Origin of the sequence: Streptomyces uncialis (genome assembly GCF_001905345.1) — a bacterium.
In the GTDB taxonomy this organism is placed as follows: Bacteria; Actinomycetota; Actinomycetes; order Streptomycetales; family Streptomycetaceae; genus Streptomyces; species Streptomyces uncialis.
This window is the reverse complement of the sequence record NZ_LFBV01000010.1, coordinates 833,501-846,323: the sequence shown is the minus strand read 5'-3', so window position 1 is coordinate 846,323 and position 12,823 is coordinate 833,501. Positions and strand designations below refer to the sequence as shown.

Sequence of the window (12,823 nt, the reverse complement as noted above, 5' to 3'; positions counted from 1 at the left end):
CCCCTGCCCTGCGCCCGGTGCACGCGGAGGAAATCCGTGCCCGGGCGGTCGCTGGTCCTCGCGCACAGGGCGACGGCCGGTACTTGGCTGAATCCGCCCCGGGCTGCGCGCATCGCGGCATAGCGTCACCAACGACCGGACACCCCGTGTCGTGGCGTTACGTCTCTTCACCTTTTTCTACGTCACGCAACGGCGCGCGACAGGAGCCAGAGGACAATGCAGACCAAGCTGGACGAAGCCAAGGCCGAGCTGCTCGCACGGGCCGCCCGGGTAGCTGAGAACAGTCCGGTCGGGGGCACACTGCCGACCGGGACGACGGGCGAGGGAGCCCCCGACCGGGACACCCTGCTCGCGTTCCTCCAGCGCTACTACCTGCACACCGCGGCCGAGGACCTCGCCGACCGTGACCCGGTCGACGTGTTCGGGGCCGCCTACTCCCATCACCGGCTCGCCGAGACGCGCCCCCAGGGCACGGCGAACGTCCGGGTGCACACCCCCACCGTCGAGGAGAACGGCTGGACGAGCAGCCACTCCGTGGTGGAGGTCGTCACCGACGACATGCCGTTCCTCGTCGACTCCGTCACCAATGAACTGTCCCGGCAGAACCGCGGCATCCATCTGGTGATCCACCCGCAGCTCGTGGTGCGCCGCGACGTCACCGGCAAGCTCCTGGAGATCCTTCCCGGCGAGCGGGCCTCCGGCGGCCGCAAGGACCTTCCGCACGACACGCTCGTCGAGTCGTGGATCCATGTGGAGATCGACCGCGAGACCGACCGCGCCGACCTCAAGCAGATCACCGCCGATCTGCTGCGGGTCCTCTCCGACGCCCGGGAGGCCGTCGAGGACTGGGAGAAGATGCGGGACGCGGCGCTGCGTATCGCCGACGACCTGCCCTCCGAGCCGACCGCCGACGATCTGCGGGACCAGGAGGTCGAGGAGGCCCGCGAGCTGCTGCGCTGGCTCGCCGCCGACCACTTCACCTTCCTCGGCTACCGCGAGTACGACCTGCGGGACGACGACTCGCTGGCGGCCGTCCCCGGCACCGGTCTCGGAATCCTCCGCTCCGACCCGCCGCTCGAGGGCGACGACCACCACCCGGTCAGCCCGTCGTTCAACCGGCTGCCCGCCGACGCCCGCGCCAAGGCCCGTGAGCACCGGCTCCTCGTCCTCACCAAGGCCAACAGCCGTTCCACCGTGCACCGGCCGTCCTACCTCGACTACGTCGGGGTGAAGAAGTTCGACGCCGACGGCAACGTCGTCGGGGAACGCCGCTTCCTCGGACTGTTCTCGTCCGCCGCCTACACCGAGTCCGTGCGCCGGGTGCCCGTCGTGCGGCGCAAGGTCGCGGAGGTCCTCCAGGGCGCGGGCTTCTCGCCCAACAGCCACGACGGCCGCGACCTGCTCCAGATCCTGGAGACGTACCCGCGCGACGAGCTGTTCCAGACCCCGGCCGACGAGCTGCGCGCCATCGTCACCAGCGTCCTCTACCTCCAGGAACGCCGCCGGCTGCGGCTCTACCTGCGCAAGGACGAGTACGGGCGCTACTACTCGGCTCTGGTCTACCTGCCCCGCGACCGCTACACGACCGGGGTGCGGCTGCGGATCATCGACATCCTCAAGGAGGAGCTGTCGGGGACCAGCGTCGACTTCACCGCGTGGAACACCGAGTCGATCCTGTCCCGGCTGCACTTCGTCGTCCGGGTCGCCCCGGGCACCGAACTGCCGCTGCTCAGCGACGCCGACAAGGACCGCATCGAGGCCCGGCTGGTGGAGGCCGCCCGGTCCTGGGCCGACGGCTTCGGGGAAGCCCTCAACGCCGAGTGCGGTGAGGAGCGCGCCGCCGAACTGCTGCGCAACTACGGCCACGCGTTCCCCGAGGGCTACAAGGCCGACCACTCGCCGCGGGCCGCCGTCGCCGACCTCGGACATCTCGACGCCCTCAAGCACTCCCCGCACGACTTCTCGCTCAGCCTGTACGAGCCGGTCGGCAGCGCCCCCGAGGAGCGCCGCTTCAAGATCTACCGCACGGGCGAGCCGGTCTCCCTGTCCGCGGTGCTCCCGGTCCTCAGCCGGCTCGGCGTCGAGGTCATCGACGAGCGGCCCTACGAGCTGCGCTGCGCCGACCGGACGACCGCGTGGATCTACGACTTCGGGCTGCGGCTGCCGAAGTACGTGAGCGGCGGCAACGGCGACTACCTCGGTGAGGACGGCCGCGAGCGGTTCCAGGAGGCGTTCTCCGCGACCTGGACCGGCGCCGCCGAGAACGACGGCTTCAACGAACTCGTCCTGAGCGCCGGGCTCACCTGGCGCGAGGCGACGGTGCTGCGCGCGTACGCGAAGTACCTGCGGCAGGCCGGTTCCACCTTCAGCCAGGACTACATGGAGGACACCCTCCGCAACAACGTCCACACCACCCGGCTGCTGGTCTCCCTGTTCGAGGCGCGGATGTCACCGGAGCGCCAGCGCGCCGGGACGGAGCTGACGGACGGCCTGCTGGAGGAACTGGAGGGCGCCCTGGACCAGGTCGCGTCCCTGGACGAGGACCGCATCCTGCGCTCGTTCCTCACCGTCATCAAGGCGACCCTGCGCACCAACTTCTTCCAGCACACCGACAACGGCGGGTACCACGCCTACGTGTCGATGAAGTTCGACCCGCAGGCCATCCCGGACCTCCCGGCGCCCCGGCCCGCGTACGAGATCTGGGTGTACTCCCCGAAGGTCGAGGGCGTCCATCTGCGGTTCGGGAAGGTCGCGCGCGGCGGTCTGCGCTGGTCCGACCGGCGTGAGGACTTCCGTACCGAGATCCTCGGGCTGGTCAAGGCGCAGATGGTGAAGAACACCGTGATCGTGCCGGTCGGCGCGAAGGGCGGATTCGTCGCCAAGCAGCTGCCCGACCCGGCCGAGGACCGCGACGCGTGGCTCGCCGAGGGCGTCGCCTCGTACAAGACGTTCATCTCCGCGCTCCTCGACATCACCGACAACCTGGTCGGCGGGGAGGTCGTGCCGCCGCAGGGCGTCGTCCGGCACGACGAGGACGACACCTATCTCGTCGTCGCCGCCGACAAGGGCACCGCGACCTTCTCCGACATCGCGAACAAGGTCGCGGAGGACTACCGCTTCTGGCTCGGGGACGCCTTCGCCTCCGGCGGCAGCGCGGGCTACGACCACAAGGGCATGGGCATCACCGCGCGCGGCGCCTGGGAGTCCGTGAAGCGGCACTTCCGGGAGCTGGGCCACGACTCCCAGCGCCAGGACTTCACCGCCGTCGGCGTCGGTGACATGTCCGGCGACGTGTTCGGCAACGGCATGCTGCTGTCCGAGCACATCCGGCTCGTCGCCGCGTTCGACCACCGGCACATCTTCATCGACCCCAGCCCCGACTCGGCCGTGTCCTACGCCGAGCGGCGCCGGCTGTTCGAACTGCCGCGTTCCTCGTGGGCCGACTACGACAAGGCGCTGCTGTCGCCCGGCGGCGGGATCTTCCCCCGTACCGCCAAGGCCGTCCAGCTCAACAGCCATATCCGGGAGGCTCTCGGCATCGACCCGGCCATCGCCAAGATGACGCCCGCCGACCTGATGCGGGCCGTCCTCCAGGCCCCGGTCGACCTGCTGTGGAACGGCGGCATCGGGACGTACGTCAAGTCGTCCGCCGAGTCCAACGCGGACGTCGGTGACAAGGCCAACGACGCCATCCGCGTGGACGGCGCCGAACTGCGGGCCAAGGTCGTCGGCGAGGGCGGCAACCTCGGGCTGACCCAGCTCGGCCGGATCGAGTTCGCCGAGAAGGGCGGCCGGGTCAACACCGACGCCATCGACAACAGCGCGGGCGTCGACACCTCCGACCACGAGGTGAACATCAAGATCCTGCTCAACGCGGTCGTCGCGGACGGCGACATGACCGTCAAGCAGCGCAACAAGCTGCTCGCGCAGATGACCGACGAGGTCGGCCGGCTGGTGCTGCGCAGCAACTACGCGCAGAACGTCGCCCTCTCCAACGCCGTCGCGCAGTCCTCGTCGCTGCTCCACGCGCACCAGCGGTTCATGCGCAAGCTCACCAAGGACGGCGACCTCGACCGGGCCCTGGAGTTCCTGCCGACCGACCGGCAGATCCGGGAGCGGCTCGGCGCGGGCCGCGGCCTCACCCAGCCGGAACTCGCCGTCCTGATGGCCTACACCAAGATCACGGCTGCCGAGGAGCTGATCGGCACCGGGCTGCCCGACGAGCCGTATCTGCGCAAGCTGCTGCTGGCCTATTTCCCGGCGGCCCTGCGCGAGCGGTTCCCGGAGCAGATCGACACCCACGCGCTGCGCCGCGAGATCATCACCACGATCCTCGTCAACGACACGGTGAACACCGGCGGTTCGACGTTCCTGCACCGGCTGCGCGAGGAGTCCGGGGCGTCCCTGGAGGAGATCGTGCGGGCGCAGCTCGCCGCACGGGAGATCTTCGGTCTGAACGCGGTGTGGGACGCCGTGGAGGCGCTGGACACCGTCGTCGCGGCGGATGTCCTCACCCAGGTCAGGCTGCATTCGCGGCGGCTGGTGGAGCGCGGCACGCGCTGGCTCCTCAACAACCGGCACCAGCCGCTGGAACTGGCGGAGACCATCGGCTTCTTCAGCGACGGGGTCCGTCAGGTCTGGGCCGAGCTGCCGAAGCTGCTGCGCGGCGCGGACTCGGAGTGGTACCAGCGGATCTGCGACGAGCTGACCGGGGCGGGGGTGCCCGACGAGCTGGCCTCCCGGGTCGCCGGGTTCTCGTCGGCGTTCCCGGCGCTGGACATCGTCGCGATCGCGGACCGGGTGAAGAAGGATCCGATGGCGGTCGCCGAGGTGTACTACGACCTCGCGGACCGGCTGCGGATCACCCAGCTGATGGACCGGATCATCGAGCTGCCGCGGGCGGACCGCTGGCAGTCGATGGCCCGCGCGTCCATCCGTGAGGACCTGTACGCGGCGCACGCGGCGCTGACGGCGGACGTCCTCGCGGTGGGTGACGGCGAGTCGTCGCCGGAGCAGCGGTTCAAGGCGTGGGAGGAGAAGAACGCGGCGATCCTCGGGCGGGCCCGGTCGACGCTGGAGGAGATCCAGGTGTCGGAGGACTTCGACCTGGCGAATCTGTCGGTGGCGATGCGGACCATGCGGACGCTGCTGCGTACGCATACCTGAGCGGTGGTACGTGGGCGGGCCGTTTCGGTCCGCCCACGAAGTGCGCAGGGGCGCCCCGTACCTGATGAGGTACGGGGCGCCTCCCTTTTTGCGCGGTTCCGCGGGGCGCCTTCGCTTGGGCTTTCGAGGTCTGTCCGGGTGGGCGTGCTTGTTCCCTGTGCCGTCGCTCGGTGGGTGCGCGGTTCCTCGCGCCCCTGGGTTCGTGCACCTGGACGTGCTTGTTCCTGTGCGGGCCGTTCGTGGGTGCGCGGTTCCTCGCGCCCCTGGGTACTCGGTGCTGGGCGCACTTGTTGCCTGTGCTGTCGCTCGGTGGTTTCGCGCAGTTCCCCGCGCCCCTGGGTGGGTGCCTCTCGCGGTCGCTCTTCGGGTGCGGGGCGGTTCTCGTTTTCGCGCGGTTCCCCGCGCCCCTTTGGGGGGCCTCCTGCTGTGGGTGTTCGGGTGCGGGGGTCCACCGACAGGGTGTATCGGGTAATACGGGCAATAGGTGACATTCCGTCTATGGTGGACCCGATTGTCACACCGAGGGGTGCCGCTTCGTGACCGTGAATGTCTCCGCCCGCCCACAGCGACCACCGTCCGCGCCCGCGCCCGCGTTCCCGCCCGCCCCGGCCCGGCTGCGCGGGCTGGCGCTGGAGATCGTGAAGTTCGGGATCGTCGGCGGCACCGGCGTCGCGGTCAACTTCGCCGTCTTCAACGTGCTGCTGCACGCGCTGGGCACCGGCCCCATGACCGCGACGGTCCTCGCCAGCTCGCTCGCCATGGCGGGCAACTACCTCGGCTTCCGCTTCTACGCCTACCGCGACCGGGCCTCGCGCACCCAGCGCCAGATCATGCTGTTCTTCGTCTTCAGCGGACTCGGTGTCCTCATGGAGAGCGTGCTGTTCTACGCCGCGTACCACGGCGCGGGACTGACCGGCCCGCTGGCGTCGAACCTCGCGAAGGCCCTGTCCATCGGCCTCGCCTCCGCGTTCCGGTTCCTGGTCTACCGGACCTGGGTCTTCCAGCCGGACGGCGGCGCCCCCGCCGGGAACCGGGAAAGCGGTCACTCCTGCGGACACGGACAGGAGAGCGGCCAGCCCCGTGGCCGCCGTGGCCCCCACCGCAACCGCAGGAAGAGCGGCCACCGCGGCGGCCACCCCTGCGGACACGACACCCTGCCCGACGCCCGGCGGGCGCCGGACCGCGCGGCCCGCGCGCGGCGATGACCCTCGACCGGGCGCGGCCGACGGCACCCTCGGCGCCCCGTCCCCCCGCCCGCTCCCGGGCCCTGGCCGCGGCCCGCTCGACGGCCCCGTACGCCGTGTGGGGCGCCGCCCTGCTCCTGGTCGTCCTGCTGGCGCTGGTGATCGTCCCGCTGCCGTGGATCGGTGACCTCGGGATGCACGCCGCGACCGTCGAACGGCTGCGCCACGACCTCGCCCACCCGGGCAACCCGCTGGTCGCCGAGGACACCCCCAGCCCCTACTACTCGCCGTGGACGGTGCTGCTCGGGCTGTTCGCGGTGCTCGGCGGGGTGCCCACGTTCGGGGTGCTGCGCACCGGCGCGGTGATCGCGCTCGCGGTCCTGCTCGGCGGGGTGTGGCGGTTCGTACGGACGTTCACCCCGCGGACCGCCGCCGTCCCCGTGACCCTGCTGTGCCTGACGCTGCTGTGGGGGACCCAGGTCTTCGCGTGGAGCGGGTTCACGGGCCTCGGCTCACTGGCGCTGACCGTCTCGTACCCCAGCACCCTCGCGCTGGGACTCGCGTTCCATCTGTGGGCGTGGCTGCGCCGGGCACTGGCCGCCGGGGCGTCCTGGGCGGTGTTCCTGGGGCTGGGACTGCTGTGGGGGACGGCATTGCTGGTGCATCAGTTCACCGGGGTGGTCGCCGCGCTGGGCGCCGTGGCCCTGGTGCTCGGGGCGCGGCCGTGGCCCGCCCGGGTGGTGTGGGCGCGGCTCGCCGCCGGGGCGCTCCTCGGGCTGCTGCTGGTCGGGGTGTGGCCGTACTACGACTTCTTCGCGCTGCTCGGGACCGGCGGACTCGACGCGATCCACCGGGCGCTGTACCAGGACACCGTGGTCCGGTTCGGGCTGGCCGCCGTCGGGGTGGTGGCCCTCGGGGCGCGCTGGACCCGGGACCGGCGCGATCCGCTGGTCCTCTTCTTCGGGCTGGGCCTGCTCGCCGTCGTCCTCGGGCAGCTCACCGGGCATCACGCGTGGGGCCGGGCACTGCCCGCCGCCCTGGTGCCCGCGCAGCTCGCGGCGGGCATCGAGGTCTTCGACCGGGGGCGCCCCCGCTGGCGGGCGCTGTACGGGGGAGCGCTCGGCGCCGCGCTGCTCGCCGGGGCGTGGGCGCAGATCGGCACGGTCGGGTACGTGGTCCCGCCGCGCGAGCTGCCCGGTCCGGTCGCGGCGAAGGCGCGGGAGCCGTGGGAGGGGTACCGCTGGATCGTCCCGTGGACCCGGTACGGGGACGTGGTGATGGCGAAGGTGCTCCCCGCGCGGCAGATCCCCGCGCACGGCCCGTACACCGTGGCGCCCGGCTACCCGGACGTGCTGCTGCCCGACGCGCGGCAGCGCACCGCCGCCATGGACCGCTACTACGCGCGCGGCACCGCCCCCGCCGAACGCGCGCGCATCCTGCGGACCTACCAGGTCCGCTGGGTCCTGGACGGTCCGCGTACGCCGGGGGACGGACTGCGGGAGACCGCGCGGGGCCCCGGCGGGCACCGGCTGTACAGGGTGCCGGTGCCCGGGGCGGCGGGGGGAGGCGGCTGACCGGGACGGGCCGCCCCGGCGGACGCTCGTCCGACGGCGGGGCGGTGGCTTCATGAGACGGTGGGAAATGCCCGGACATGTCCGGGCCGAGGCAGGGAGGAGCGGTCATGCGGCCCCGCTTGAGTGTTGTGGTGTACGGCAGGAACGTGCAGGGCAGGCTGGCGGACTGTCTGGAGGGGATCGTCACCGCCCCCGGCGCCGACACGGAGGTGATCGTCGCGACGACCGGACCCGCCGCCCACCGGCTGGCCGAGGGCTACGCGCTGCGGGACCCCCGTATCGTCCCGCTGCCGCTGCCCGAGGGGACCCCCGACGTCCGCGCGCGGGCCCTCGCCGCCGACCTGGCCCGCGGCCCCTGGCTGCACTTCGTCCCCGCGAAGGACCGCCTCCCCGCGGACGCCCCGCGCGTCCTCGCCGGCCTCACCGCCGACCAGCCGCCCGAGGTCGACGTCATCGCCCTGGACCACGTCACCTCGACCTGGTACTCCCAGGCCCGCCCGTCCCCCGACGGCACCCTCCTCGCCCGCGCCGGCCGGGCACCGCTGGCCCTCGCCGACTTCCCCGACCTGCTGCGTGTCACCCCGCTGCTCGGCGCCCGGCTCGTGCGCACCGCCTTCTGGCGCGCCCACCCCGACCTGGGCGAACACCCCGATGACCTCGTCGTGTCCTATACGGCCCTGCTGCGCGCCGGACGGGTGGCCGCCCTCGACCAGGTCGCCCTCGACGAACGGCGGCTGCGCCCCGCGAGCCTGCCACCCCCCACCCCCGAGGACCGCTACGCGGCCGTCGGACGGTACGAGGCCGTGCAGGAACTCATGGCGGAACTCGGCACCCCCGCCCCGCTGCGGGCGGCGCTGTACGACGTGATGGTCCACGAGTGGCTGCGGATCATCGCGCGCGGCGACCTGCCCCGACCGGTCGCCCGGGAGTTCTTCCACCGTGCCGCCCGCGCCGCGAACCGCTGGCGCCCCGCCGGACACCCCCGGCCCGACGGCCTGGACGGGATCAGGTACCGGCTCCTCGAACAGGACGCGTACCCCCGCTACCGGGCCGTGCAGAGCGTCAACCACAAACGCCGCGAGGTCCAGCGGGAGCTGCGGCGCCGGGGCCGCCGGGCCGCCGCGAAGCTGCGTGACCACCACTACCGGCGCGCCCTGGAACAGCCCGTGGACCCGCACCTCGCGGTGTTCTCCGCGTACTGGGACCGGGGCGTCACCTGCAACCCGGCCGCGATCGCCCGCACCCTCGGCGACCTCGCCCCGCACATCCACCGGGTGTGGGTCGTCGCCAGGGACAAGGTGCCCCTGCTGCCGCCCGGCACCGACCATGTCGTCCCCGGCACCCGCCGCTACTGGGAGGTCATGGCCCGCGCCCGGTACCTCGTCAACAACGTCAACTTCCCCGGCGCCGTCGTCAAACGCCCGGACGCGATCCACCTCCAGACCCATCACGGCACCCCGCTCAAACGCATGGGACTGGACCAGCTCGACCACCCCGCCGCCGCCAAGGGCCTCAACTTCCGCGCCCTGCTCGCCCGCGTCGACAAATGGGACTACAGCGTCTCCGCGAACGCCCACTCCACCGAGACCTGGGAACGCGCCTACCCCGCCCGCTATGTCTCCCTCGACCACGGCTACCCCCGCAACGACGTCCTGCACCGCGCGACACCCGCCCGCATCCGCGCGATCCGCGAACGCCTCGGCATCGCCCGCGGCCGCACCGCGTTCCTCTACGCGCCCACCCACCGGGACTACGAGGCGCGCTGGACACCCCGGCTCGACCTCGCCGAACTCGCCGGACAGCTCAGCGACGACACCGTGATCCTGGTCCGCGGCCACTACTTCTACGGGGTCGCCCCGCCCGCGCTCGCCGCGCTGCGCCGCAGCGGCCGGGTCGTCGACGTGTCCTCGTACGACCCCGTCGAGGACCTGCTGCTCGCCGCCGACGGACTGATCACCGACTACTCGTCCATCATGTTCGACTACGCGGGCCTCGACCGGCCCATCGTGATCTACGCCGACGACTGGGAGACGTACGCGACCACCCGCGGCGTCTACTTCGACCTGACGGCCCAGCCGCCCGGGCGGCTCGCCCGCACCCAGGACGAGCTCACCGACATCATCCGCTCGGGCGCCTGGCGGGACGCCGAGGCCGCCCGCACCCGCGCCGCGTTCCGCCTGCGGTTCTGCGGATACGATGACGGCCACGCCGCAGAACGCGTCGTACGCCGGGTCTTCCTCGGGGAGACCGGGGACACCCTGCCGACGGTGGTCCCCGTCGGCGAAAGGCCCCCGGTCCCGACCCCGCAGGAGGCGGACGACACATGACATCCCCCGAGGCGGCCGTCCCGCCGCGCGTCGACCGCCCCGACCGCCCCGACCGCTCCTCGCTGGTCGTCCGGTCCGCCCAGGCGGTCGGCGAACCCGATGTGACCGTCACGGTCATCGTCCACAACGACGCCGAACGGCTGCCGCGCGCCGTCGAGTCGCTGCGCGCGCAGACGCACCGCGCCATCGAGATCATCATCAGCGACGACCACTCCACCGACGACACCCCGCGCGTGGCCCGCGCCCTCGCCGACCTCGACGACCGCATCACCGTCCTGCGGCTGCCCGAGAACAGCGGCGGATGCAGCGTCCCCCGCAACCGCGCCCTGGACATCGCCCGCGCGCCGTACGTGATGTTCCTCGACAGCGACGACGAACTGCCGCCCCGCGCGGTCGAGTCGCTGCTCGCCGCGCACCGGGAGCAGCGCGTCGACTTCGTGATGGGCGCCGTCGAACGCGTCCGCGTCGACACCGGCCGCACCTCGACCTGGATGCCGCACCTGGTGGCCGAGCGGCGGACCGTCCGCGGTATCGGGTCGGAACCCGGGCTGCTGTTCGAACACCTGGCGACCAGCAAGATGTACCGCACGGAATTCCTGGACCGGCACCGGCTGCGCTTCCCCGAGGGCATCCACTACGAGGACCAGCTGTTCTCCGCCCAGGCGTACTGCCTCGCCGAGGCGTTCACCGTCGTCCCGGACCGTGTCTACCGCTGGTACATCGCGCCGCTCGCCGCCGCCGGGGCCGCCTCGATCTCCAACCAGCGCCACAAACTCGGCAACGTCCGCGACCGCGTCCACGTCCAGCGCCTCATCGACGAGTTCCTCGTGGAGACCGGACACACGGACCTGCGCCCCGACAAGGACCACAAGTTCCTCAAGCACGACTTCCGGATGTACGCGGGTGACCTCCCCCACCGCGACGACGCGTGGCTCGCCGGGTTCGCCGAGCTGGTGAACCCGTACCTCGCGACGCTCGCCCCCGCCGCGTACGCCCGACTGACGCGCCCCGAGCGGGTGGTGCTCCAACTGGTTCGGGACGGGCGGCTCGACGAGGCACGGATCGCCGCGCGCGGCCTCGCGCAGGAGGTCGCGCCCCGGACCGTCAGCGCGGGCACCGACGGACGGCTGTACTGGGGCGACCGGGTGCCGGCCACCTCGGCCGGACGCCGGGAACTGGACCTCGCGGACGAGCGGGTGGACAGCGGACCGTTCTCCGGCAAGCTGTTCCGGCACGAGATCCTGTCCGTCGCCCAGGGCCCCGGCGCCGTCGTCGACCTCGTGGTCCGCAGCTACGACCCGGGGCTGCGGCTGGCGGTCGGCCCGCAGTCCGCGCTGCTGGCCATCGCGCCGGGCCGGCGGCGGCTCGAAGTCCCCTTCCGCCTCGACCCGGTGCGGCCCGGGGTGTTCGAGGGGCAGGTGCGGCTGGACCTCGCGCAGGCCCCGGTCCCGGTGCGCGGGTTCGTGGGCGCACGGCATCCCGTCGTCGTCCTCACCCAGGACGGCCTGCGGAACACGGGGCCGCTGCTGGCGCCCCTCGGGTTCCCCGCGATGAGTACCCGGGTCGGTTACCACGGGGGGCTCGCGCCGCACGACATCACGGTGGAGCCGGAGCCGCAGGGTGCGGGGCGGCTCCAGATCCGGTGGGCCCCCAAGGGGCTGCCCGCGCGCGTCTTCCAGGTGGCCCGAGCGGGGGCCCTGCGGGCCGGGCTTCGAGGTGGGGGCCGCCCCCGTCGCTGAGCTGGACGGCTCGCCTTTGGCTTGCGCTTCCGAGGTCCGTCCGGCGGGGCGTACTTGTTCCCTGTGCCGTCGCTCGTCGGGTGCGCGGTTCCCCGCGGGTCGCCTTCGCTTGCGCTTCCCAGGTCTGTCCGGGTGGGCGTACTTGTTCCTGTACAGGCTGTCCGGGGGTGCGCAGTTCCCCGCGCCCCTGAGGTGCTGCCCTTTTGCGGTTGTTCTTCGGGTGCGGGGCTGTCCTCGTTTTTGCGCGGTTCCCTGCGCCCCTGGGTTCGCCTACCTGAACGCATCTGTGCCTGTGCGGGTTGTCCGTGGGTGCGCAGTTCCTCGCGCCCCTGAGGTGCTGCCCCATTACGGTCGCTCTTCGGGGGCGGGCCGGTCCTCGTTTGCGCAGTTCCCTGCGCCCCTTTGGGGCGCCTCGGGTTGCTGGGGCTGTCCGTCTTCTGCGGAACCCCCCTCCTCGCGCACTCGCCGGACTCAGCGAAGGGGGTGGGCGGGAATCTCTGCCCGCAGACTCCGATGCTCTTCAGCAGGGCAAGAGGGACGTCCGACCGAGCGCGTTGGAGCGAGGACGGAGAATCCCGACCGGCACCGACCCGAAGAACAAGCAGAACGCGCCCCAAAGGGGCGCGGGGAACTGCGCGAAACCACCGAGCGACGGCACAGGAACGAAGTGCGTCACGCCGGACGGACCTGGGAAGCGCAAGCGAAGGCGACCCGCGGGGAACTGCGCGAAGACGAGAACCGCCCCGCACCCGAAGAGCGACCAGAAGGGGCAGCATCCAGGGGCGCGGGGAACTGCGCGAAACCACCGAGCGACGGCACAGCAACGAAGTGCG

At 72.3% G+C, this 12,823-nt stretch carries 5 protein-coding genes; all 5 read left to right on the top strand.

Annotated elements, in window-relative coordinates:
• Positions 1–216 precede the first annotated feature (216 nt).
• A complete protein-coding gene (locus AB852_RS33785; protein WP_073794088.1) occupies positions 217–5,166 on the top strand; it encodes an NAD-glutamate dehydrogenase in 4,950 nt (1,649 codons plus the stop codon).
• Positions 5,167–5,702: 536 nt separating this feature from the next.
• On the top strand, positions 5,703–6,371 hold the full coding sequence (locus AB852_RS33780; RefSeq protein ID WP_245877017.1) for a GtrA family protein: 669 nt from the start codon (positions 5,703–5,705) through the stop codon (positions 6,369–6,371).
• Positions 6,368–7,924, top strand: coding sequence for a hypothetical protein (locus AB852_RS33775; protein WP_073794085.1), 1,557 nt, complete (start codon positions 6,368–6,370; stop codon positions 7,922–7,924). The genes AB852_RS33780 and AB852_RS33775 overlap by 4 nt, the downstream gene beginning before the upstream one ends.
• Positions 7,925–8,031: 107 nt before the next feature.
• A complete protein-coding gene (locus tag AB852_RS33770) occupies positions 8,032–10,251 on the top strand; it encodes a CDP-glycerol glycerophosphotransferase family protein (RefSeq protein ID WP_073794082.1) in 2,220 nt (739 codons plus the stop codon).
• Positions 10,248–11,990 carry a glycosyltransferase family 2 protein gene (locus tag AB852_RS33765; protein WP_079185104.1) on the top strand — a complete coding sequence of 581 codons (1,743 nt, stop codon included), beginning with the start codon at positions 10,248–10,250 and terminating at the stop codon, positions 11,988–11,990. Before AB852_RS33770 ends, AB852_RS33765 begins: the two co-directional genes overlap by 4 nt.
• The last annotated feature ends 833 nt before the right edge of the window (positions 11,991–12,823 follow it).